Here is a 23,415-nt window from a genome sequence, read left to right as displayed (position 1 = left end):
TATGGAGACCGGCATGTGACCTGGGCGCGGCTGAAAGCCTATTTCGAGACGAGCCTGGCCGGGTTGACGCAGCCGACGCGCTCGGACTGGATTTTCGCCCTGCGCACCGTTTCGGCCGGCCTGATTGCGCTGCTCGCCGCCTATGCCCTCAAGCTCGACCACCCGCAATGGGCGATGATGACGGTGTTCATCGTCGCCCAGCCGGTCGCGGGCATGGTGCTGGCGAAGGGCTTCTACCGGTTGCTCGGCACGCTGGCCGGCGGGCTGGCGGCGATCGGTATCACCACTGTCTTCGGCACCAACCCATGGGTTCTGGTGACGGTGCTCGCCGTCTGGATCGGCATCTGCACCTTCGTTTCCTCACTGCTGCGCAATCCCGAGGCCTATGGTGCGGCACTTGCCGGCTACACGGCGATGATCATCGGCCTGCCTGCCTTCGGACAGCCGCATCTGGTCGTCGATCTCGCTGTCGCCCGTTGCGCGGAAATCGTGCTTGGCACCGTCTGCGCCGGCGTGACCAGCAGGCTGATCCTGCCGAAACTGGCCAGCGATGCCATCATATCGCGGCTGAAGCGCTGCATTCTTGACCTTGCCACCTATGCCGCAGGGGCCTTCTCGGGAGGTGATACAGCGACACTTTCCGCACTCCATCGCAAACTCGTCGCGGACACCCAGACACTTGGCGAAATGCGCGCCTATGCCAGGCTGGAAGCGCCGAGCTTCGCGCCGCGTGCCCACCCGGTTCGGCGCACCATCGGACAATTGCTCTCGGCCCTGTCGGCGGCACGCGCGCTGCATTCTCACGCCGCGCCGAAAAACGCCGCCCTCATCCCGGTGCGTTCGGAATTGCAGGCCCTTGTCGGCGATCTGGCGGCAAAGCCCGGCGCACTGGACGATACGGCACCCTGGGTGGAACGGCTCGACGCGATCTCGGCCAAGGCCCGGCAACTGCCCGATGCCTCGGTCGACCAGGGCGACGACAGGGTCGGCACCATCACGCGCCTCACCATCGCCGCCGATTTTGCCGAGGCGCTCAAGCAGGTGCTGCGCGGGCTCGATGCCTTGCGCGCGCCGGTCACACGTACCGGCCGCGCCAGCAGGCAGCCTGCGCTGGTGGTGCACCGCGACTACCCCGGCGCATCGCGCAATGCCGTGCGCGCTGCCCTTGCCACCTTGCTGGTCGCGGCCTTCTGGCTGACGACGAAATGGTCCGAGGCAGCGGGTACGGTCATTCTCGTTGCCGTCGTATCCAGCCTTTTCGCCGCTCGCCCCGATCCGGTGCAGGTGTCCTGGGGCTTCTTCAAGGGAACGCTGCTTGCCCTGCCCTTTGCCTTTCTCATAGGCCAGATAGCGTTGCCCGCCCTGCCCGGCTTCGGCTGGTTCGTCCTGTTTGTCGTGCCGATCCTGGTGCCGACGGCGCTGGGCATGGCCAATCCGCGCTATGTCGGCGTGGCCACGGCCTTCGCCATCAACTTCCTCGCTTTCCTCAGTCCGCATCAGGCGATGACCTACGATCCTGGCCCGTTCTTCGCCGGCTCGGCGTCCGTGCTGGTTGGTATCCTGCTGGCCATCGGCGTCTTCATTGCCGTGCTGCCCGCCGATCCGTGGCTCGCGGCAAACCGCATCGTGCGGGCCATGCGCGAGGATTTGGCACGGCTTTGCCTGCACGAGCGCGTGCCGAGGCGTTCAGCCTTCGAAAGCCTCGCCTATGACCGCGTCAACCAGCTGATGCCGCTGGTGCAGAACTCCGGCAGGAAGGGCGAGGCGGTGTTGGGCGGCGGCGTTGCTGCCGTGACGGTCGGCCTGGAGATCCTGAGGCTGCGCGGCACAAACCAAAACCATGCCATCCCGTCCGAAACCGCACTTTCGATCGCCAATTTCCTGAGAGGGCTGGCGCGCGAGCTGCTGTTCCGCGCTCCGGGTGATCCGCAGACAGCGACCGTCGCTGTCGCCCGGCAGTATGCGGCGAGCATCGCCCATCGCAACGCCACCGGCGACATGCTGCAGATCGCGGCATCCCTGCGCATCATTGCCGCAGCGATGGAGGATTTTCCGGATTTCTTCGCGAAAGACCGAGGCTAAGCCGCCGCTATCGCCAACGCATGGCCGCGTGCGTTTTCGCGCAGCGCGTCGAGATGGATCGACTTGACCAGGGCGGCGAGATCGCCTTCCGCGGATTGCCCGCCCAACTCCTTGAGCATCAGCCAGCTGACTTCCTGCACGCCGGCGACGCGCTTGCCATTGGCGACCTCGCGCCAGATTTTCAGCGCACGCAGGATGATCGTATGCGTTGCCGCAGCCAGGCCCGCGCCGCGGAACAATGCCTGCAAGGCCACATCGTGGCCGCCGGCCAGCAGCGCCCTCACCCGCGGTTCGGACTGCTGGCCGAGTGCCACCAGCGTGGAGCCGAAGAAATCGACCTTGCCATGCGCTATGGTGCGGATGAGGAAGCTCGCGGTGAGATCGCCACGCAGCCTGAGATGCTCGATCAGCGCGGCATGTTCTTCCTGGCGCGTGCCCTCGATCAGCGTCACCGAGGCCTTGACGCAGGCGTCCCGCAGGACGCGATCGGCCCGCGCGGCGCCCATCAATGCCATGACCAGCGGTGAAGTCTTCAATGTCTCGCCGAGCTTTATGAGCAGCATGTGGCGGCAGTCGGCCGGAAGACGGGCGTCCGAAATCAGCGCCTCGCGCACCAGCGGCAGATGCCCATGGCGTTCGGCCATGCGGCGGAAGCTCAGCGACGCGATGTCGGCGCCGCTATTGGCGAGCAGCACCGCGCAGGCTTCCGATTCGCCGATCTCGGCGATTGCCGCCGCCAGCGCCATCGAGACGACAGGCCGGTCGGCGATCAGCTTCTGCGTCGCCTTTTGGCTCGCCGCCACGCGGTTGATCAGATCGGCATCGGTGAGCAGCGGTGAGCGCGCCAGCACCACACCGGCGACTTCCGGCTGGTCGGACGCCAGCGCACTGATGATCTGCAGCGGCGCGTGGTGGCTCATGGAGAGCGCTTCGGCCATCGCCAGCCGCACTTTCGACGAGGCATCGTCGAGCAGCAGCGTCAGCGCCGCCTCGGCGGCGCAGCGGTCCTCGAACGGCAATTCGGAATTGACATAGGCCCGGGCCAGCGCATTGGCCGCGGCTGCGCGCTCGGACACTCTTGCCGTGTAGATCCATTTCAGGAAATGCGAAACAACAACCATGCCCGTCTGCTTACGCCCCTTGCCGGAAGGTTTCCGGCCCCGCTGAAGACGGTAGGCAGAAATGGTTTACGAACGGTTCACCATGTTCATTAACTGGCTTGCGACCACCGGATGCAGCGCCTATCAACCGTCAATCAGCGCAGGAGACTGAAAAATGGCCGGCTTATACCTCGAAGAGTTCGTCGTCGGCCATGTCTTCCGGCACACGCTGCGCAAGACCGTGACCGAGAGCGACAACATGCTGTTTTCGGTGATGACGCTGAACCCACAGCCGCTGCATATCGACTTCGATTTCGCCGCCAGGAGCGAATGGGGCAAGCCGCTGGTCAACTCGCTGTTCACGCTCGGCCTGATGATCGGCATTTCGGTCAATGACATCACGGTCGGCACGACGGTCGCCAATCTCGGCATGAAGGAAACCACCTTTCCGCATCCGGTTTTCCACGGCGACACCATCCGCGTCGAGAGCACTGTCATCTCGGTACGGGAATCGAAATCGAAGCCGGATCGCGGCATCGTCGAATTCGAGCACCGCGCCTACAACCAGCATGGCGACCTGGTCGCCAAGTGCACCAGGCAAGCGATGATGCTGAAGAAGATCGCCTGATGCGCTCGCTGCTGTTTGTCCCCGGCGATTCCGAGCGAAAGCTGGAAAAAGGATTCGGCGCCGGCGCCGACGTCGTGATCGTCGACCTCGAGGATTCCGTGGCGCCGCAGAACAAGGCGACGGCGCGAGACATTGCGGCACGCTTTATCGCCGAACGCAGGGGGCAAACCAGCTCGGCCATCTATATCAGGGTCAACGACCTGTCGACCGGATTGACGGATGACGATCTTGCCGCGCTCGTACCGGCGAAGCCGGACGGCATCATGCTGCCGAAGTCCAACAGCGGCCAGGATGTGCAGCAGCTCTCGGCAAAACTCAGGGTGCGCGAGGCCGAGAACGGCTTGGCCGACGGCGCCATCAAGATTGTACCGATCATAACCGAAACCCCGGCGGGTGTGCTCGCCGCCGCGACCTACGCCGGCGCAAGCGCGCGGCTCGCCGGTCTCACCTGGGGCGCGGAAGACCTGTCTGCGGCGGTCGGGGCGCGCACGGCCCGCGACGAGCACGGACGCTACACCGACGTGTTCCGCCACGCTCGCCTGACGACCATCCTGGCGGCCGCAGCCGCGGAGGTCGCGGCGATCGACACCGTATTCCCGAATTTTCGCGACATGGCGACCTTCGCGGCGGAATGCGCGGAGGCCGAGCGCGACGGCTTCACCGGCAAGATGGCCATCCACCCCGATCAGGTGCCCGTGATCAACGCCGCCTTCACGCCCTCGGCCGAGGCGGTGAAGCAGTCGGCGGCGATCGTCGCGGCGTTCGAGGCGGCCGGGAATCCCGGCGTCGTCGGCATTGACGGCAAGATGTTCGACCGCCCGCATCTGCGGCTGGCCGAACGGCTGCTGGCACGCGCCAAGGCAGCCGGGCTCTCCGCTTAGTCTGGCGAGCCTTTGCTCGTCAGTCCCGCGCCAGCACGATGATCCGGTCCTCCGGCAGATAGGCCAGCGCTTCCGATCTCAGGGGATTGACGGTGACGCCGCCCAGCGCCCGCTGGTCGGCAACTCCGGCGCGGATGCGCCGGTAGCCTATCGCGATCTCGCCGCGCAGCCGCGCCGATTCCGCGATCGTCCAGAAGGTCAAGGGCTGGTCGATGGCGACATAGTCGGCGACCGGCCGCATGTAGATTTCGGAGCCCTGCTCGTCGAGCAGATCATCGAAGATCGCGGCGAGATATTGGTTCTCGGACGCCTGCGCCAGCATCAGGCTGACCAACCGGTTGCTGACGACGAAATCTTCGGCCTTGGTCACCGCCGCAAGCTCGCGGTTGCGCACGTCGATCATCTCGCTGACGATGGAGATGTGCAGGCCGGCATCATCGGCGATCTTGCGCAGATGCAGCAGTGTCACCAGCGTGCGCGTGTCGGCCGGCTGCGCGGCCATGGTTTCGCTGTAGCCGAGGACCAGCACGTGGTCGTAGGAAGGCACGTCTAGGCTTGAAAGTGCCGTGCTGCTCGACGTGTCGGTGATGCGGCAGGAAACCTCCAGATTGTCGCCGGCGACCGGCAGTCCGGCAACTTCCTGCTCGAGGCCAGGCGTATCGGCGGCGATGGTCAGGATCGAACCAGGCGCGACATAGCGCGACAGTTCATAGGTGATGATCGGACCGCGCCGGTTCCAGCCGAGGACCAGCGTGCGCTCCGGCTTCGCCTCGACGGGCCGTGGGCCGCGGATCGCCGCCGCATTGATCTTGATCCCGGTGCTGCCGAGCCTGATCGCGGCATCGTCCTCGGCGATGATGATGGCGCGCATGTCCTTGCCGATCACCGTATCCGACGGCGGGTTGAGATTGACGCGCCCCTTTTGGTCGCAAAGCCCGATCAGCGCGCAATGCTCATAGGCCATTACCGCCTCGCCGAACGTCTTGCCGGTGAGTTCCGGCTGCGCGGTCGTGTAGATCTCGCAGCCGTCGAAATCGAGCAGCTCCGAATAGACGCCGCTGAGGCCCGACTGCCGGCTCGAATGCACGACGATGCGCGAGATCAGCTGATCGGCCAGCACGAGCTGCACCTCGGACCCGCCGACGACGCGGGCGACCTCGGCATTCTTGCCGTCGCGGATCTCGGCGGCGATGTTGTAGGGGTCGGTGCGCCGGCTTGGGTCGTTGACCAGCGCCAGCACCGTCTTGATGACCTGCGAATCCGGATCGTCACCGTCCGGCGACAGCACGATGACCGACCGCGAGGTCTGCGGATTGACGATGGCGAGATCATAGAGATCGGTCGGATCGCCGCTGCGGCAGATGATGCGCGTGTTGCCCAGTTTGCCGACCTTGGCCGCGATCTCATCCTCCATCGCGACCTTGTCCATATTGGCCATGACGACGATGCGCGGACGGCGACGGCTGGCATTGGCAATGACGAGTTCGGAGATGACGTCGAAGATCGACGGCGACCAGTTGAGGATGATGGTGTGATCGGCCTCCAGCACCCGAGAACGGCCCTTGCGCAATTCGTCGAGCTTGCCGTCGACGCCGGCGCTGAGCACGCCGATGAGGGCCGATACGACGAAGATGCCGGCAAGCGTGACGGCCAGCATGACGAGGCGGAAGGCCCAGCCTGTGTCGCCGCCCATCGTCCCGGAATCGAGCGTGCGCATCAGCGATTCCCAGAACGCCTCGAAGAAATTCAGCGGCTCGCCACCCTCCGGCGCGATGCGGGTCACGGCAAGGAAAGCCGCGGCGGCGATGATGATCAGCAGGGAAACGACTGCAAGCCAGCCGATCAGCGCGATCGGGCCGGCGGCCATGCTCTTGTCAAAGCCGTAGCGCAGCCGGGTTTCCAGCGTGTCTCGTCTCTTCATGCCAGTGGTGCCCCCGCACTATCCCCAAGGTCGATGCGCCAACCCCAACGCATCGCCGAAGCCGCTCTCTTAGCGTGTGTTCGGAGGAAGGGGAATCGTTTTTCGCGGTCACTGCCAAGGAAGCCGCCGTGAGGCGAACCTGACGCGCCGGTCTGGTGCGGTGGCTACCAGACCATCGGGATCAGGCGGTAGCGGACCTGGGTTGCGTAGTCGTCATAGCCGCGCAGGCCGGTGCGCAGGGTCTTCTCCTCGATGAAGGTGCGCATGGCGAGGAGAACGATGAACACGAGCACGGATACCAGCCCCCACCAGGAGCCAAGCAGGAGTGCGGTGCCGGCGAAGAAGAGGATGGCGCCGGCATACATCGGGTGGCGAACGTAGCTGTAGGGTCCCGTGGTGATCACGCGCTGTCCACGTTCGTCCTGGATCTTCACCACGGGTGCCGCGAAACTATTCTCCAGCATGGTCAGGTAGCAGATCCAGATTCCGACCAGCAGGACCAGCGCGCCGACCGCCTGCGCCCAGAAGGGGACCGCCGACCAGCCGAAACGGAAGTCGAATCCCATGAAGCTCAGCCAGCCGAAGATGCCGATGAGAAGTATGGAGAGCAGGACCTTGTCGGCCGCGGTCTGATTCTTCTGGATGGGAGGGCTCAGCCGCTCGTTCATCAGGCCCGGATCGCGCCGCGCCAGCGCCACGCCCATGGTGAGGCTGAGCCCCACCATCACCACCAGATAGACCCACGCCCCCGGCCAATGCAGCGTTCCGGCCGACAGGAAGAGCAAGGCGCCCATGACGCCGAACCAGATGAATGTCTGAAGCACCAATTTCGCGATCATGATCGACCTTCCACGTTATGCCCCTCGCCCGCATTGGCTGAAACAGACCAATGGTCTATCATACCGACCACTGGTCTGTAATTCAAGCGGACTATCTGATATCCGTGCTGGACGGGAACGACCGTCGCGTGCAGAAGGTTTCGTCATGCCCCGTGTCATCAAGCATCCAGAGATCAGGCGAGAAGACATTCTGGACCATGCCCAGGCCCTGTTCCTGACGCAGGGCTACGACAGAGCGAGCCTCAACGACGTGATTGCCTCCGCCGGCATCTCGAAGGGCGCCTTCTATCACTACTTCCCCTCCAAGGAGGCTCTTCTGGAAGCCTTGGCTGACCGTTTCGCGCGGCAGGCACTGGCTGGGGTCCAGGGTATACTCGACGATCCCGGCCTCGACCCACTTGGCCGGCTGAACAGCCTGCTCAGCCAGTCGCGGCAGGCCAAGATCGAGACCGCGGCAGAGGCCTGGGCTCTTTTCGAAACGATGTTCCGGCCGGAGAATCTGGTGCTTTTCCACCGCATCAACCTGGCGGCCAACGCGTCGTTTTCGCCCCTGCTGGTCAAGATCATCCGGCAAGGTGTCGAAGACGGCACCTTCAGGACCTTCGATCCGGAGGGTGTCGCCGATATCGTCATGCAGTTCGGCTTGGCCACGCACGATGTCGTCGCCAAGGCGATCGCCGGCGGTAGCGACGCCGATATGGAGGTCGCGATCAAAGTCCTGGAACAACGCGTCAGGCTCTACGAAATCGCTCTCGACCGCATCCTCGGCCTTCCCGACGGCAGCATTCGGATCGGGGAACCCGGCTATATCAGAGCCGTCATGACGGCCCGACGGAAAGCCGACAAGGCGCGGTGACTTGCCAGGTCCAGAAACCTACTCCTTGCTCCAGCGTGGCCGGCGCATCGAGAAGACCTCATTGACGCAGGCGTAGTCCATGTAGCCGAGCCGAGCCACATTGCCAGCCTTGATGATGTCGAACAGGCCATCTTTCAGGAAGGCGTCGTCAATGTGCACGCCGACCACCTCACCGGCGACAACGACGGCGCTCGTCGGCGTTCCATCCAGCGCCTTCGGGCGAAACACCTCCGTCACCCGGCATTCTAGCGCGGCAGGCGCGGCCGCCACGCGCGGTGGCTTCACGAGACGCGAAGGCGCCATGGCGAGATCGGCATAGACGAACTCGTTGACGCCGCGCGGCGCGTTGACGGACGTATAATTCATCTTCTCCGCGAGATCGCGGCTGACCAGATTGGCGACGAACTCGCCGGTCTCCTGGGCAAAGGTGGCGCTGTCCTTCTCGCCCTCCGAGGAGAACCAGACGATGAACGGCCGCGTCGAAACAGCATTGAAGAAGGAGTATGGCGCCAGGTTGATCTCGCCTGCCCCGTTCAGCGTCGATATCCAGCCGATCGGCCGCGGCGCCACGATCGCCTTCGACGGATCGTGCGGCAGCCCGTGTCCCTTGGGCGGCTCGTAGAACATTCAGCCTGCCCAGGCTCCTGAGTAGTCGGCATAGAGCTTTGCCGGATCGGGCCGTGGCCGCTCCGGCGCCGGGCCGGCATAGGAGCCGATATGGATGAAACCGACGACGCGCTCCTGCGGCGCCAGTCCGAGGATCGCCCTGCCCTCCGGCACGTCGGAATACCAGTTGCTGATCATGTTGGTGCCATAGCCCAGCGCATTGGCTGCGATCATAAGGTTCATCGCCGCCATGCCGCCTGACAGGAACATCTCCCATTGCGGGATCTTGGGGTTCTCTTTCGGCACCGACACCACGCCGATCACCAGCGGCGCGCGGGAGAAGCGCGCCAGTTCCTGGTTGCGGCGGCCCTCGGGCAGCGGCCCTTCCCGCTGTTCGGCAAGCGTCGCCAGCTTCCTGCCGATCTCGATGCGGGCATCGCCGCGATAGAGGATGAAGCGCCAGGGCTCGAGCCGGCCATGGTCAGGCACGCGCGTGGCGGCGGCGATCATCGTTGCGATATCGGCGTCGCTCGGCGCCGGCTCCTTGAGGTCCGGAATCGGCGCTGAATTCCGGGTCAGCAGGAAGTCGATGATCGGCGACGCCATGGGCGCAAGTCTCCTGAACACTCTGTTTTGAGCTGAAGCGCACCATCGGGAATTCGGGCGGCTCGGGCAAAGGCGCGCAAGCGCCGGCTGAAGAGTCTATCGATCGGACTCTTAAGCCTTGAAATTGCCACCGCCATGGGCTTCAACGCAAGGCATGTTTGAGGGGCGACTGCGTCTTTTCCTGGTCTGGCTCTGCGCCGCGCTGTTCCTGCTGCCGGTCTCCCTGGCTGCTGGGCAGGAAAAGGACGGCGTCAGCGACCTGAAACTCCCCGGAATTTCGAGCTACGCGACGCCAAAGAGCGAAGCCCCGCTGGCGCTCGGCGGCGGTGGCGCCATCACTTTGTCGGCGCAGCTGACCGACAAGGGCACCGATATCACCCGCGGCCTCGTCTGGCGTGTCTTCAAGCCCGAAGCCGTCAACGGCAAATTGCCGATGGTCGCCTCCGCGCATGGCGGCAGCGCCGTCTTCCAGCTCGAACCCGGCAGCTATCTGATCCATGCCTCCTATGGCCGCGCCGGCGCCACCAAGCGCATCACTGTCGGCAAGGAAGCCAAGCGCGAAAGCCTGGTGCTCGACGCCGGTGGCCTGAAGCTCGATGCGGTCCTGTCCGGCGGCGTGCGCATTCCCCCGAAAAAACTGCGCTTCTCGATCTATGAGGGCACCGCCGAGGCCAATGGCGACCGCGCGCTGATCATTCCCGATGTCGAACCCAACAGCGTCGTGCGGCTCAATGCCGGCATCTACCATGTCGTCTCGACCTACGGTGCGGTCAATGCGGTGATCCGCTCCGACATTCGCGTCGAGGCCGGCAAGCTGACGGAAGCCACTGTCGAGCATCATGCCGCCGAGATCACCATGAAGCTGGTGCGCGAAGCCGGTGGCGAGGCCATCGCCGACACGTCATGGTCGCTGCTGAACGAATCCGGCGATCCGATCAAGGAGACCGTCGGTGCCTTCGCCTCGATGGTGCTTGCCGAGGGCGACTACACCATCATCGCCAAGAACCGCGACCGCATCTATCAGAAGGATTTCACGGTCGTGGCCGGGCAGAACCAGGAAATCGAGGTTCTGGCGACCGAAGCGGCGGCCATGGACCCCGAAGAAGGCGCGGACTAGCCTCCGCTGCGAATTCTCTAGCTTTCAGGCGGCCAGCTTGGTCCGCGCGGGCAGGAAGGGAATCCGGCGGCGCGGCACCTGCGGTGCCAGGTCGAACACACCGCGGTAAAGCCGGTCGAGCAAAGCCTTGCGGTCGCGCAGCGGCTCCAGTTCGCTCCAGCTCAGAACGTCGCCGACGCGCACGTCGATCGCCTTGCCGGACAGCCGCGCGAATTCGTGGATGAGCATCGAAAGGCGCAGCGTCAGCGAAGCCTTGCCGACGAATTTGGCCACGCGGCCATCGCGCTCGGCCATGTTCATCGGCCCGCTGACCAGATGGAACAGCCTGCCATTCTGTCCGGAGAAATGCATCGGAATGACGGACGCCTTGGCATCCTGCACCAGACGCGCCGGGAACATCTTCCATGGCAGGTCGCGCGCCCGGCCAAAGCCTTTCGGCGCGGTGGCGACGCCACCGGCGGGGAACACCACGATGGTGACACCCTCCTTCAGCAGCCGCACCGCCTCGTGGCGCACGGCCATGTTGTTCTTCAGCGCTTCCTTGGTCTCGGAAAAGTCGATCGGCAGCGAATAGGGCTCCATCTCGCGGATCTTGAGCAGATCCTTGTGGATCATCACCCGGAACGGCCGCCCCAACTGCTCCGCCAGCGACAGCACGGCAATGCCGTCGCCAATGCCGAACGGATGGTTGGCCACGATCACCAGCGGTGTGTCCGGCAATGGTGCGGGCGGCCATTGGTCGGTGGTGCGGATCCGCACGTCGATCAGGTCGAGCATGCGGCTGAACACGCGCTCGCCTGATGGCACCACCTGGCGGCGCCAGAAATCATAGAGCGCGGCATAGCGGTCGCGGCCCGACAGGCCTTCAATGGAATGGATGACCCAGCGCGTCAGCGCCGGCTGTCGCGGATTGGCATAGGAAAGCTCGGGAAACGGTTTTTCGCGCGTCTTCAGCTTGAGCATGAGGGCTCGTTACAAGGTTGGCGTGACAGGGATATGAAAATGGCGATGGATCGCTCCACCGCCATTCCTGGGAACTATCGGATCAGGCCGCGCGTTTGCGCCTGCGGTCCGGCGTAACGGCCTCTTCGGTCAGTTGCGCGATCGCCTCGGCAAGGCCAAGCGATTCCTGGTCACGCGAGCCGAGCCGGCGGATGTTGACCGTCTGTTCCTCCGCCTCGCGTTTGCCGCACACGAGGATGACCGGCACCTTGGCCAGCGAGTGTTCGCGGACCTTGTAGTTGATCTTCTCGTTGCGCAGATCGGCTTCCGCCAGCAGACCGGCGGCCTTCAGCTTTGCCACCACCTCGGTCGCGTAGCTGTCCGCCTCCGATGTGATCGTTGCCACCACCACCTGTAGCGGCGCGAACCACAGCGGGAAATGGCCGGAATAATTCTCGATCAGGATGCCGAGGAAGCGCTCCATCGAACCGCAGATGGCGCGGTGCACCATGACCGGCTGCTTCTTCTCCGAATCCGAGCCGATATAGAAGGCGCCAAAGCGTTCCGGCAGGTTGAAATCGACCTGCGTGGTGCCGCATTGCCATTCGCGGCCGATGGCGTCCTTCAACACATATTCGAACTTCGGCCCATAGAAGGCGCCCTCGCCCGGATTGATCGAGGTCTTGATCCGGTTGCCGGACCGCGTCCTGATCGTCTCCAGCACGCTGCCCATGATCGCCTCGGCATGATCCCAGGCCTCGTCGGTGCCGACGCGCTTGTCCGGCCGCGTCGACAGCTTAACGCTGATTTCGTCGAAACCGAAATCAGCATAGGTCGACAGGATCAAATCGTTGATGCGCAGGCATTCCGACGCCAGCTGCTCCTCGGTGCAGAAGATATGCGCATCATCCTGCGTGAAGCCGCGCACACGCATGAGCCCATGCAGCGCGCCCGACGGTTCGTAGCGATGCACATTGCCGAATTCCGCAAGTTTTACGGGCAGATCGCGATAAGACTTCAACCCATGCTTGAAAATCTGCACGTGGCCAGGGCAGTTCATCGGCTTCAGCGCGAAGACGCGGTCGTCGTCGGTATCGTCGCCGGCAACCGTCACCTTGAACATGGCGTCGCGATACCAGCCCCAATGGCCCGACGTTTCCCACAGGCTCTTGTCGAGCACCTGCGGCGCGTTGACCTCCTGATAGCCCTGCTCGTCGAGGCGGCGTCGCATGTAATTGACCAGGTTCTGGAACATCTTCCAGCCCTTGGCGTGCCAGAAGACAACGCCCGGCCCCTCTTCCTGGAAATGGAAGAGGTCCATCTCCCGCCCGAGCTTGCGGTGGTCGCGCTTCTCGGCCTCCTCCAGCATCGTCTGGTAGGCTTCGAGCTGCGCCTGGTCGGCCCAGGCCGTGCCGTAGATGCGCGTCAGCATCGGGTTGTTCGAATCGCCGCGCCAATAGGCACCGGCCACCTTCATCAGCTTGAAGGCGTTGCCGATCTGGCCGGTCGAGGCCATGTGCGGGCCACGGCAGAGATCGAACCAGTCGCCCTGGGCATAGATCTTGAGGTCCTGATCCTCGGCAATGGCGTCGATCAATTCCAGCTTGTAGCGCTCGCCCTTGTCGGCGAAGACCTTTTTCGCCTTGTCGCGCGACCAGACTTCCTTGGTGAACGGCTTGTTGCGCGCGATGATCTCGCGCATCTTCTTCTCGATCACCGGAAAGTCGTCCGGTGTGAACGGCTCGTTGCGGGCGAAGTCGTAATAGAATCCGTTCTCGATCACCGGACCGATGGTCACCTGCGTTCCCGGCCACAATTCCTGCACGGCCTCCGCCAGCACGTGCGCTGTGTCGTGGCGGATAAGCTCGAGAGCGCGCGCATCGTCGCGGGTGATGATCTCGACCTTGCCGGACTTGCCGAGCGGGTCGCTGAGGTCACGCACGGTGCCGTCAATAGCGTAGGCGACGGCCTTCTTGGCCAGCGACTTCGAGATCGATTCGGCAAGGCCGGCACCGGTCATCGCCGCGTCGTAGTCGCGGACGGAGCCATCGGGAAATGTCAGGGAAACGGAATTCAGCATATGGTTCTCCTATCCAGTCCCGCAAACGAGCGCGGGTGGTTGAAATGCATGTCACCCAAAAATGTATGATGGTCCTGGGGTTACGACATACACAAGATAAAGCCGGATGCGCCAAATCACATGGACAAACGGCAGCGCGCGGGTTTTAGAGGCAGTGCCGGGCTAGGTAAAGAGTGCTGACTGGCCGGCCGTCAGGAAATGTCGGCAGTGATGTCGCAGCCCTCCGCCCAGGCTTGCGAACATCCCCGCAATCGTCTGGAATTGCCGATATGGAAAACGCAACACCCAGCCGAACCGCCCTTGGCGTCGCCCGCATGAGGGCTCTGCATCAATTTTCACCGCAGGCAGGGTTGTTTCGCGATCCCTACGCGATCGCGATTCTGGGTGAAGCCGCTCCCGCGGCGCGCGAGCTTGAACAGGAAGACGAGCGCCGCCGGCGCATGCGCCTGTTCGTGGCAGCGCGCGCCCGCTTCGCCGAGGACTGGCTGGCGGCGGCGGTGCGTCGCGGTGTCCGCCAACTCGTCGTGCTTGGCGCTGGCCTCGATACGTTTTCGCTGCGCAATCCGTATCCCGACCTCAGCGTGTTCGAAGTCGATCACCCGGCCACGCAAGCCTGGAAACGCAAATGCATTGCCGACAGCGGTCTCGCCGAGCCAGCCGCCACCAGATTCGTGCCGGTCGATTTCGAGCGGCAAAGCCTGTCTGCGGAACTGGCCGCGGCCGGTTTGCAGTCGACCGCGCCGAGCTTCTTCATCTGGCTGGGGGTCGTTCCCTACCTGACGAAGGAAGCGATCTTCAAAACCTTGTTCTGGATAGCCAGTGTCCCCGGCTCGGAGGTCGTGTTCGACTACAGCGAACCGGCTGCGAACCGCGGCGCGGCTGGACAGGCGGCGCTGGCCTTCCATGCGGCCCGCGTCGCGTCTGTCGGGGAGCCATGGATCAGCTTCTTCGTGCCGGCCGAGCTGGCGAAATCCATGGGCGAGCTCGGCTTCGACGAGATTGAAGATATCGAGAGCGGCGATATCGCCGCCCGTTTTTCCGAGGCCCCGAAGGAAATGACGAACAATTCCGGCGGCCACATCATCCGCGCGCGCAGGAGCATCTGAGCGACCTATTTCACCAGCAGTGGCAGGTCTTTCAGAAACGCCGCCCGCGTTTTGAGGCCTTTTGGCATATCGGTGCGGGTGGCATCGACAACAAGGCGGGCAAAGACGATCTGCTGGCCGTCCTTTTTCGCCCAGCCGACGAACCAGCCGAGCGAACGCTTGTCCCTGATCTTGTCGGCATCATTGGCCAGCCTTGTGCTGCCAGTCTTGCCTTGCACCGTCCAGCCTCCGGCCTGGAACGTCGGGATGATGGCTGACGTCATGTCGTAGGCCTTGGCCGAGACCGGCAATTTGCGCGCCAGCAGCTTGCGCAGGAAATCGACCTGCTCAACCGGCGTGATCTTGAGCGAGGAGTTGACCCAGGAATGGGTAAGCCCGTCATTCTTGCCGGGATTGCCGGAAACGTCTTTGTTGCCATAGTCGAGTTTCGAGACATAGCCGGCAAAGCTCTCGGGTCCAAGCTTGCGAGTGATTTCACGCGAATACCAGAGGATCGAATCCTTCTCCCAGATCGTCGGGTCGACTGTCTTCTGGTCCCGCTTCACGGCCGCGAACTCTGGCTTGTAGTCCCAGCTCGGCGTGTGCTCGTCGCCCAGGATGCCGGCGTCATAGCCGATCAGCGAAAGCGGCACCTTGAACGTCGAGGCCGGGCTGAACCGCTGGTCGCAGGTGCCGTCCTGGTAAAGCACCTTGCCGCTCGCCGCATCGGCAATGAGGGTGCACTGCACATCCCCAAGCGGCGCCGATTGCGCGCGCATCGGGAACCCCAGCAACCAGGCGAGCAGGAAGAGGACTCCAGCCAGGATAAAGGGAAGACGGTCGATGTTACGCATTGATGCTCGCTCCAGAAGGGTGTTCGCGAGCGGGCTTAGCGAGGTCTCTTGTCTCGATTTTGTCTCAAATGCGCAGTTGTTGTGCAGGCTGGCGTTAACCCTACCAGTTCGTAAAGAACGAGACGCCCGCGCAAAACCCGTCAGGTGCGATCAGCCCTTTGCTTCGCCACGCTTCTTGCCGATCCGCCAGTATCGCCACGGCATGAACCAGACGTAGCGATCCGCCAGCAACTCCGGCACGAGGTCGACACCGTGCGTGCCGAACGGCCCGCAGCGCAGCACCCGGAAAAATCCCATCCAGCCGCCGGCCCACAGGCCGTGGCGGGCGATCGCCTCATGCGCGTATTCGGAACAGGTCGGCAGATGCCGGCAGGAATTGCCGACAAAGCCGGACAGCGTCAGCTGGTAGAGACGCACGAGCGAAGTGCCGACGAGACGGCCAGGCGTCTTGCGCCACGGGCCGGGCCAGTTGCGCCCTCGCCCCGGCGGTCTGACAGTATGGGCATGCCCATGCGGGTCGTGCACCGCAGTCTCCGTATCGCGTTTCCCGTGCGATAGATGTGAGCTTCGTCGGGAGAACGCAATCCCTCCCCGTGCTGTCATGGGCGGGAGCGACGAGACGGCAGCCTGTCAACCGGAGGCGCCCAGCGGCCGTTGCGGACAGGCTCCTCGCCGCACTTTGCATGGTGGCTTTCGTCACGCCATTGGAATGTTGCGATCCGCATGACATCGCCAAGGATGCTCAGGAACTGGATCATGGTCGGTCTCCTTTGACGCGATTAGATCGCCGCTGGCCTTGGCCTTCAAACGAGTATAATTTCCACTTCGGATAATCCTGGGTTATGCGAATGAAGCGCGGGCGGCTGCCGTTGACTGCATTGAGAAGTTTCGAGGCGGCGGGCCGGCACCTGAGCTTCAGCAAGGCCGCAGAGGAGCTTTTCGTTTCCCAGGCGGCGATCAGCCGCCAGATCCGCGAACTTGAAACCTTCCTGCGCCAGCCCTTGTTCGAACGTCACCATCGCCGCGTCGAACTGACCGACACCGGCCGCCGGCTGCTCGCCCAACTGGTCAGGAGTTTCGACGACATCGACAAACTGCTTTCGGAATTGGTCGCCGCCCCCGCGCAATCCGTGGTTCGCGTCAGCGTCGAGCCGTCGCTTGCCTCCGTCTGGCTGGTGCCTCGGCTCAACCGGTTTCGCCAGTTGCGGCCCGATATCGACGTGTCCCTCGAAGTCGATGCCAGGCTGATCGAATTCCGCAGCGATCAGCCCGAGCTTGCCTTGCGCTTCAGCGCAAAGGCGACCTCGTGGCCGCGCAACCAGGCGGAGCGGCTTGCCTCCACAGTCGATTCACCGGTTTTGTCGCCGGCGCTGCTCGCCTCGGGCCCTCCCCTCGAAAAGCCGATCGACCTTGCCCGCTACACACTTTTGCATGAGGAGAATCGCCAGGGCTGGACGCGCTGGTTCGAAGCCGCCGGCGTGCCGGCCGATGCCGTGCCCGCGCGCGGGCCGATGCTGGCGGATATATCGCTTTCAAAGCAGGCCGCCCTGCTCGGACATGGCGTGGCGTTGGGCGATCTCTTGCAGATCGGCAACGAGCTCGAAACCGGCGCGCTGGTCAAGCCGTTCGACATCGACGTTGCGTCCGGCGGCTACTGGCTGGTGGCCAGGAGCTTGAAGGAGCTTTCCGAGCCGGCCGCAGCGTTCGCCGACTGGATCCGAAGTGAATTTGCCTAAAGCAGACGGACATTGGAAGCAAAGGTCTAAGCCGGTTTCCGGGCCGGGGCTCCCGCTACTTTGCGTTCTTGTATTTATCGAGAAGCTTGTCGATGTCGTTTACCCCGACTGCTGGACGCCCGCCCGACGTGTCCTGTGCCGGGTGGAATGTGAGGACGACCTCGCGCCACAGATCGTAGTGCGCCGCATAGGACGTCAGGCCGGGAAACGGCGCACAACGCTTGATGGCCCGGACGGCAGCCTCGGCGACCTTGTCCGGCTGTGGTGTGACAGGATCGAGGATTTTTGGCGGACCGGCGAGAGAGCCGTCCTTGTTCAGGCTGATCCGGACGCGCGCAACACTCGTGGCATTTGCAGGCACTGCCCAACAGGTCTGGATAGCCTTCATGAGATAGTCGTGGATATCCCGCGTGACTGCCACGTCGGCCCGGCTCGAGCCACAGCCTGACATGAGTGCGCCGGCAAGGCTCCAGACGAACACCAGGCCATGAAAGGGTCGGTGTCGCGGGCTGCCGCGAAGTCCGCGCATCGTCAGAACGGGAAATGGCAAGATCAGGCCGCCTGTTCGGCGCGCTTCTTCTCGATTTGGCCGATGGCGTCGACCACGGCGTCAAAGGTCAGCATGGTCGAGGCGTGCCGTGCCTTGTAGTCGCGCACCGGCTCCAAATATTTGAGGTCGGCGAAGCGCCCTTCCGGCGGCGCGCCATTCTCTTTCAGCATCTTCAGCATGGCGTCGCGCACCGTGCGCAATTCCTCGGCGCTCGCGCCGACAACATGCTGCGCCATGATCGAGGACGACGCCTGGCCGAGCGCGCAGGCCTTCACGTCATGGGCAAAGTCGGTGACCACGCCGTCCTCCATCTTGAGATCGACGGTAACGGTCGAACCGCACAGCTTGGAATGCGCCTTGGCGGTCGCGTCCGGATGCTCGAGCCGGCCGATGCGGGCGATGTTTCCGGCAAAACCGAGAATTTTCGCGTTGTAGACATCGTTGATCATTATTTTCCAATCCGTCGCCGCCAAGCGAACAGCGATTGCCGCTGCTGCGTCTTCCTTTCGCTCGCTACGACCTTATATAATGCTGGCAGTCCGGTAACGACAAGGCGATGAGCGCCGCTGTCCTGGCCGGGAAGTTCACGCCGCTTACGGGGCTGGAAACGGGGCGAGTTTCCGACACCGAAAGGTCGTGGTCCGTTCAACTCGTTCCTCCTTGGAGAGGAACTACGGGAGACGCCTTTTATGGATGCCGTCATCAAGAAACTCATGCCCCAGTCCGTCTACATGGAAAAGCCGGTCACCGACCGGCCGAGCGAGGCCGAGGTCGAGGCCGCCGTGCGCACATTGCTGCGCTGGACCGGCGACAATCCGGACCGCGAGGGGCTGATCGACACACCCAAGCGCGTGGCCAAGGCCTACCGCGAAATGTTCGGCGGCTACGACATGTGCCCGGCCGATGAACTCGGCCGCACCTTCGAGGAGGTCGCCGGCTACGACGATCTCGTCATCGTCAAGGATATCCAGTTCCATTCGCATTGCGAGCACCACATGGTGCCGATCATCGGCAAGGCGCATGTCGGCTATCTGCCGGATGGCAAGGTCGTCGGCCTGTCCAAGATCGCGCGGGTCGTCGATATCTTCGCCCATCGCCTGCAGACGCAGGAAGCGCTGACCGCGCAGATCGCCGGCGTCATCCAGGATGTGCTCAACCCGCGCGGCGTCGCCGTCATGATCGAGGCCGAGCACATGTGCATGGCCATGCGCGGCATCCGCAAGCAGGGCTCCACCACGCTCACCTCCACCTTCACCGGCGTTTTCAAGGACACGCCCGAGGAGCAGGTTCGTTTCGTCACCATGGTTCGCGGCGGCGGGGCATAACGTCTAGGCCGATATCGCTAGGCCATGATCCTGAAAAACGCGGACCGGTTTTCGGGTAAGATCATGGTCAAACAGGAAGATACACCGGCGATGTCGGCACTGGAATTTCCCAAAACTCCATCAGACAAGAAAGCCCTGGAGGAAGGCGCGGTGTTTTCGCCGCGCTTCGACGCCGCCAGCCTTGTCACCGTCGTCGTCACCGATGCCCAAGACGGCATGCTGCTGATGGTCGCGCATATGAATGCGCAAGCCTTGGCGCTGACACTGGAAACCGGCATCGCCCACTACTGGTCGCGCTCGCGCAACGCGCTTTGGAAGAAGGGCGAAACCTCGGGCAATTTCCAGCATGTCGTCGAGATGCGCACCGACTGCGATCAGGATGCATTGTGGCTGCGCGTCAAAGTGTTGGGCCACGACGCAACCTGTCACACCGGCCGGCGTTCATGCTTTTATCGGACGGTGGGACTCGTCGACGGCAAGGGGACACTTGTTGACGACGGCAGCAAGCCGCTGTTCGATGCGGAATTCACGTATCGGAAGCCATCGTCTTGAACCATCTGCCTCACACCAACCACACAGATTCATCATTTCGATACGGCCTGTCCGTATATTAGTCTTGGGACAAGGGAGATCATGATGCTCGAGTGGGCGTCATTGCGTAACAGACCAGATGTCAGGGAGGCCAACGGCCTGACCTCTTCCGGCGGCGCGTCCGAAACGAAATCTCCCAAGAAAACAGCCATTTCGCTCGCTTTGGGCGGCGGTTGCGCAAGAGGCTGGGCTCATATCGGCGTGCTGCGCGCGCTCGATGAAGCCGGCATCGAAGTTTCGATGATCGCCGGCACCTCGATCGGCGCGCTGGTCGGCGGCTGTTATCTCGCCGGCAAACTGGATGAGCTGGAAGAGTTCGCCCGCAGCCTGACGAAGCGGCGCATTTTCGGCCTGCTCGATCTCAATCTGCGCGGCAGCGGCCTGTTCGGCGGCTTGAAACTCGATGCCCGTCTGCGTGAGCATGTGGCGGGCGTCCGTTTCGAAGACCTGCCAAAACCCTTCGTCAGCGTCGCATCGGAAATCCGCACCGGCCACGAGATCTGGCTGTCGCACGGCTCGCTGATCACGGCCATGCGCGCGTCCTACGCATTGCCTGGCGTGTTCGAGCCGGTGAATTGCAACGGCCGCATGCTGGTCGACGGCGCGCTGGTCAATCCGGTGCCGGTATCGGTTTGCCGCGCCTACGAGCAGCCGCTCGTCGTGGCGGTCAACCTTCACTACGACCTGTTCGGCCGCGCCGCCGTGATCAAACACAGCGCCGGCGAACTTGTTGTCGAAAAGGACGCGCCGCGCCCCGGCCATGTCGGCACCGAGCACCAGTCGCATCAGACCCGCCTCGGCATCACCGGCGTCATGGTCGAGGCTTTCAACATCATCCAGGACCGCATCTCGCGCGCCAGGCTGGCGGGCGATCCGCCAGATATGTCGCTGCAGCCCAAACTCAGCCATATCGGCCTCACCGAATTCCATCGCGCCGACGAGGCGATCCAGCTCGGCTATCAGGCGACGATGGCCCAGATCGGCGAACTGACCCGGCTGCAGACCGTTCTCGCCTGAGGCCAGCCGCCGTCCGAAACACCGTCCGTTGCGTCCCATCGACGGAGTGGTGCTGCACCCTTGAAGCGTTGGCGGCCTTTTCATTTGCCTGTTGTGTGAAAAACTGATTGCAAAACGCAATTGGTTATGCTGGCCTGTGCTGCTTATACGGAGGCGCCAATGGCCAAGCTCGTTTATTCCATGCTCACCTCTTTGGACGGCTATATCGCCCGATCGGACGAGGACATAGCACTGCCAGTGCCGGAGACAGAATTGCATCAGCATTTCAATGACATGATGAGGCTAGCCTCAGCAGTGCTTGCCGGGCGGCGGATGTACGAGACGATGCGCTTCTGGGACAGCCCTGAGCGCGAGACCGGCTCCACCGAGGTCGAGCGGGACTTTGCCCGCGCATGGCGAGAGACACCGAAGATCGTCTTCTCGACCACGCTTCGGCAGGTCGGGCCCAATGCCCGGCTGGTGAATGGCGATGCCGAGACCGCGGTGAGATCGCTCAAGTCAAAGACGGATGGCCTCGTCATCCTCGGCGGCGCAGACCTTGCCGCCGGTCTGGCACGAGCAGGGCTTATCGATGAATACCGGCTGTACATGCACCCGGTCGTGCTGGGGGGCGGCAAGCCGTACTTCCAGTCCGGCCTGTCGCTGAGGCTGAAACCGCTTGGCAGGGAAAGCCTGCCCCAGGATGTGACGCTAATGCGTTATGCGCCGGCCAACCAAGCTGCATAGATACTGACGCGGCTACGCTCGCGCCGCATCGACAATGCGGAATTGCACCGTGCGGTTGCCGTTCCAGTAATTACCAGATAGCGAGCCGGCGACATGCACGCTCTTGCCACGGTTCTTGAACAGGAATTCGCCAAGCACCGTATCGACGGCACGAAAGGCGATCGCCTGGATACGGCCGCCGCTGTCCGACTGCAATTCACAGCGTATATGGTTGGTGCCGACCGGCCTGGCGTCGGCCAGCCGATGGCGCGGCAGCACGAAGACCGGCGCGACGTGGCCGGCGCCAAAGGGGCCGGCCTTTTCCAGCGCGTCGAGCAGGCTGAGCGTCGCGCCTTCGGCCGCAAGCGCGCCATCGATCGCCAGGCTCTCCTCGTCCTGTAGCCGAAACACGTCGGCAGCCGCCCGTTCCTCGAAGAACGCCCTGAGTTCGCCGAGCCTGGCGCGCTCCACAGTGATGCCGGCCGCCATGCCATGACCACCGCCCTTGACGATCAGCCCGACATCGGCGGCTTCGCGCACCAGCCGGCCGAGGTCGAAGCCCGACACAGAACGGCCCGAACCGGTGCCGATGCCCACAGCGTTGAAGGCAATGGCGAAAGCCGGCCGGCGCGCATGATCCTTCAGCCTCGAGGCGAGCAGGCCGACAATGCCGGGATGCCAGTTGTTGCTGGCGGTGACGACGATCGCCGGGCCGCTGCCACCGGCAAGCTCGGCATCGGCCTCGGCGCGCGCCGCGGCCAGCATCTCCTGCTCCATCAGCTGCCGCTCCTGGTTCAGCCGGTCGAGCGTCTCGGCGATGGTCCGCGCCTCGACCGGATCGTCGGTCGCAAGCAGCCGGCTGCCAAGCGCCGCATCGCCGATGCGCCCGCCGGCATTGATGCGTGGCCCGATCAGATAGGCGAGATGGAAGGTGCTGACCGGCTCGCCAATGCGCGATACCCGCGCCAATGCGGCCAAGCCTTCATTCTTCTGCTGGCGCGCCATTTGCAGGCCTTTGACGACGAAGGCACGGTTGACGCCGGTGAGCGGCACCACATCGCAAACGGTCGCCAACGCCACGAGATCGAGCAGCGAAAGCAGGTCTGGCGGCGCGACATCGCTCAGGCCACGCAGGATTTTCGCGGTCTGCACCAGGGCGAGGAACACGACACCGGCGGCACACAGATGCCCCTGCCCGGAAAGATCGTCGTCACGGTTTGGATTGACCACCGCAATCGCGGCCGGCAACGCGCCGCCGACCTGATGGTGGTCGAGCACCACGACATCGGCGCCGGCTTCGTTGGCGGCATCGACGGAAATGGCACTGTTGGTGCCGCAATCGACGGTGACGATCAGCGTCGCGCCGCGCGACACGAGTTCGCGCATGGCATCGGGATTGGGACCGTAACCCTCGAAGATACGGTCCGGAATATAGATTTCCGACGGTATGGAGAAATGTGCCAGAAACCGCTTCAGCAAGGCCGACGAGGCGGCGCCATCGACATCGTAGTCGCCGAAGATCGCTACCTTTTCCCGCGCCATCACCGCCGCCGCGATTCGGGTTGCGGCCTTGTCCATGTCGGTCAGCGACACCGGATTGGGCAACAGGTCGCGGATCGTCGGATCGAGGAAGCGCTCGGTCTCGTCGGCGGTAACGCCGCGTCCGGCCAGAACGCGCGCGACGATGTCGGGCACGCCATGACCTTGCGCGATGGCAAGCGCGACCATGTCCTGCCGTTCGGTCAGCCGGTGCTCCCAGGAGAGACCGGTCGCCGACTGCCTGACATCGAGGAAAAGGCGCCTTTCGCCCATTATGCGCTTTGCCAATTCATGGTCGGCCGCAGGATAGAGCATGTCGCGCAAAAATGTGCAGCGGTTTTGGGCTAACGACATG

At 63.6% G+C, this 23,415-nt stretch carries 23 protein-coding genes; 11 read left to right on the top strand and 12 right to left on the bottom strand.

Features of this window, described 5'->3' with window-relative positions; translation table 11 throughout:
• The first annotated feature begins 15 nt into the window (after positions 1-15).
• Complete coding sequence (locus CK228_RS29235) at positions 16-2,082, top strand: FUSC family protein (RefSeq protein WP_095790063.1); 2,067 nt, start codon at positions 16-18, stop codon at positions 2,080-2,082.
• Here CK228_RS29235 and CK228_RS29230 read toward each other — a convergent pair.
• A complete protein-coding gene (locus tag CK228_RS29230) occupies positions 2,079-3,203 on the bottom strand; it encodes a DUF2336 domain-containing protein (RefSeq protein WP_095772797.1) in 1,125 nt (374 codons plus the stop codon). The genes CK228_RS29235 and CK228_RS29230 overlap by 4 nt on opposite strands.
• Before the next feature lie 154 nt (positions 3,204-3,357).
• Here CK228_RS29230 and CK228_RS29225 point away from each other — a divergent pair, with 154 nt between their 5' ends.
• Positions 3,358-3,810, top strand: coding sequence for a MaoC family dehydratase (locus CK228_RS29225; RefSeq protein ID WP_095790062.1), 453 nt, complete (start codon positions 3,358-3,360; stop codon positions 3,808-3,810).
• A complete protein-coding gene (locus CK228_RS29220; protein ID WP_095790061.1) occupies positions 3,810-4,691 on the top strand; it encodes a CoA ester lyase in 882 nt (293 codons plus the stop codon). The genes CK228_RS29225 and CK228_RS29220 overlap by 1 nt, the downstream gene beginning before the upstream one ends.
• Before the next feature lie 19 nt (positions 4,692-4,710).
• Here the strand turns inward: CK228_RS29220 and CK228_RS29215 are convergent, their stop codons facing one another.
• Together CK228_RS29215 and CK228_RS29210 are read right to left on the bottom strand one after the other, a co-directional pair.
• Positions 4,711-6,612, bottom strand: a complete 1,902-nt coding sequence (locus tag CK228_RS29215; protein WP_095790060.1) for a hypothetical protein — start codon at positions 6,610-6,612, stop codon at positions 4,711-4,713.
• A 164-nt stretch (positions 6,613-6,776) separates the two neighbouring features.
• Entirely contained in the window at positions 6,777-7,451 is a 675-nt protein-coding gene (locus tag CK228_RS29210; RefSeq protein ID WP_095790059.1) for an isoprenylcysteine carboxylmethyltransferase family protein, read from the bottom strand.
• 145 nt (positions 7,452-7,596) lie between these two features.
• Between CK228_RS29210 and CK228_RS29205 the strand changes: the two genes are divergently transcribed.
• Entirely contained in the window at positions 7,597-8,307 is a 711-nt protein-coding gene (locus tag CK228_RS29205; protein ID WP_095772802.1) for a TetR/AcrR family transcriptional regulator, read from the top strand.
• An 18-nt stretch (positions 8,308-8,325) separates the two neighbouring features.
• On the opposite strand, the gene CK228_RS29200 is transcribed toward CK228_RS29205, so the two are convergent.
• Both CK228_RS29200 and CK228_RS29195 read right to left on the bottom strand, forming a co-directional pair.
• Positions 8,326-8,934, bottom strand: coding sequence for a flavin reductase family protein (locus CK228_RS29200; protein ID WP_095772803.1), 609 nt, complete (start codon positions 8,932-8,934; stop codon positions 8,326-8,328).
• On the bottom strand, positions 8,935-9,519 hold the full coding sequence (locus CK228_RS29195) for a nitroreductase (RefSeq protein WP_095790058.1): 585 nt from the start codon (positions 9,517-9,519) through the stop codon (positions 8,935-8,937).
• A gap of 154 nt (positions 9,520-9,673) precedes the next feature.
• On the opposite strand from CK228_RS29195, the gene CK228_RS29190 reads away from it, so the two are divergent.
• Positions 9,674-10,636 (top strand): hypothetical protein, encoded by a 963-nt coding sequence (locus tag CK228_RS29190; protein ID WP_095790057.1) that lies wholly within the window; start codon positions 9,674-9,676, stop codon positions 10,634-10,636.
• Between the two features lie 24 nt (positions 10,637-10,660).
• Here CK228_RS29190 and CK228_RS29185 read toward each other — a convergent pair whose 3' ends face one another.
• Positions 10,661-11,599, bottom strand: coding sequence for a GNAT family N-acetyltransferase (locus CK228_RS29185; protein ID WP_095790056.1), 939 nt, complete (start codon positions 11,597-11,599; stop codon positions 10,661-10,663).
• Positions 11,600-11,681: 82 nt separating this feature from the next.
• Complete coding sequence (thrS, locus tag CK228_RS29180; RefSeq protein ID WP_095790055.1) at positions 11,682-13,658, bottom strand: threonine--tRNA ligase; 1,977 nt, start codon at positions 13,656-13,658, stop codon at positions 11,682-11,684.
• Between the two features lie 269 nt (positions 13,659-13,927).
• On the opposite strand from thrS, the gene CK228_RS29175 reads away from it, so the two are divergent.
• Positions 13,928-14,764, top strand: coding sequence for a class I SAM-dependent methyltransferase (locus tag CK228_RS29175; RefSeq protein WP_095790054.1), 837 nt, complete (start codon positions 13,928-13,930; stop codon positions 14,762-14,764).
• Positions 14,765-14,769: 5 nt separating this feature from the next.
• Here CK228_RS29175 and blaOXA read toward each other — a convergent pair whose 3' ends face one another.
• Both blaOXA and yidD read right to left on the bottom strand, forming a co-directional pair.
• Positions 14,770-15,597: a class D beta-lactamase gene (gene blaOXA / locus CK228_RS29170; RefSeq protein ID WP_095790053.1), complete on the bottom strand. Its 828-nt coding sequence runs from the start codon at positions 15,595-15,597 to the stop codon at positions 14,770-14,772.
• 150 nt (positions 15,598-15,747) lie between these two features.
• Positions 15,748-16,122: a membrane protein insertion efficiency factor YidD gene (gene yidD / locus CK228_RS29165; RefSeq protein ID WP_095772810.1), complete on the bottom strand. Its 375-nt coding sequence runs from the start codon at positions 16,120-16,122 to the stop codon at positions 15,748-15,750.
• A gap of 323 nt (positions 16,123-16,445) precedes the next feature.
• Between yidD and CK228_RS29155 the strand changes: the two genes are divergently transcribed.
• The gene (locus CK228_RS29155; RefSeq protein WP_095790051.1) at positions 16,446-17,333 is read left to right on the top strand and encodes a LysR substrate-binding domain-containing protein; all 888 of its coding nucleotides are present in this window, start codon (positions 16,446-16,448) and stop codon (positions 17,331-17,333) included.
• A 55-nt stretch (positions 17,334-17,388) separates the two neighbouring features.
• Here the strand turns inward: CK228_RS29155 and CK228_RS29150 are convergent, their stop codons facing one another.
• The gene (locus CK228_RS29150; RefSeq protein WP_142876303.1) at positions 17,389-17,883 is read right to left on the bottom strand and encodes a cell envelope integrity protein TolA; all 495 of its coding nucleotides are present in this window, start codon (positions 17,881-17,883) and stop codon (positions 17,389-17,391) included.
• Positions 17,884-17,885: 2 nt separating this feature from the next.
• Positions 17,886-18,332 carry an iron-sulfur cluster assembly scaffold protein gene (locus CK228_RS29145; protein WP_095790049.1) on the bottom strand — a complete coding sequence of 149 codons (447 nt, stop codon included), beginning with the start codon at positions 18,330-18,332 and terminating at the stop codon, positions 17,886-17,888.
• A 240-nt stretch (positions 18,333-18,572) separates the two neighbouring features.
• Here CK228_RS29145 and folE point away from each other — a divergent pair, with 240 nt between their 5' ends.
• The 4 genes from folE to CK228_RS29125 all read left to right on the top strand — a co-directional run bounded on the left by folE (position 18,573) and on the right by CK228_RS29125 (position 21,542).
• The gene (gene folE, locus CK228_RS29140) at positions 18,573-19,208 is read left to right on the top strand and encodes a GTP cyclohydrolase I FolE (protein WP_095772815.1); all 636 of its coding nucleotides are present in this window, start codon (positions 18,573-18,575) and stop codon (positions 19,206-19,208) included.
• A 90-nt stretch (positions 19,209-19,298) separates the two neighbouring features.
• Positions 19,299-19,760, top strand: a complete 462-nt coding sequence (hisI, locus tag CK228_RS29135) for a phosphoribosyl-AMP cyclohydrolase (protein WP_095790100.1) — start codon at positions 19,299-19,301, stop codon at positions 19,758-19,760.
• 84 nt (positions 19,761-19,844) lie between these two features.
• Positions 19,845-20,816, top strand: a complete 972-nt coding sequence (locus CK228_RS29130; protein WP_095790099.1) for a patatin family protein — start codon at positions 19,845-19,847, stop codon at positions 20,814-20,816.
• Positions 20,817-20,975: 159 nt separating this feature from the next.
• On the top strand, positions 20,976-21,542 hold the full coding sequence (locus CK228_RS29125) for a dihydrofolate reductase family protein (RefSeq protein ID WP_095790098.1): 567 nt from the start codon (positions 20,976-20,978) through the stop codon (positions 21,540-21,542).
• 12 nt (positions 21,543-21,554) lie between these two features.
• Here CK228_RS29125 and recJ read toward each other — a convergent pair whose 3' ends face one another.
• A complete protein-coding gene (gene recJ, locus CK228_RS29120; RefSeq protein ID WP_095790097.1) occupies positions 21,555-23,336 on the bottom strand; it encodes a single-stranded-DNA-specific exonuclease RecJ in 1,782 nt (593 codons plus the stop codon).
• Between the last annotated feature and the right edge of the window lie 79 nt (positions 23,337-23,415).

The sequence above is a fragment of the Mesorhizobium sp. WSM4312 genome (assembly GCF_002294875.1).
Taxonomy (GTDB): Bacteria; Pseudomonadota; Alphaproteobacteria; order Rhizobiales; family Rhizobiaceae; genus Mesorhizobium.
Note: the sequence above shows the minus strand (reverse complement) of the source record. Positions and strands in the feature narration are given on the sequence as shown.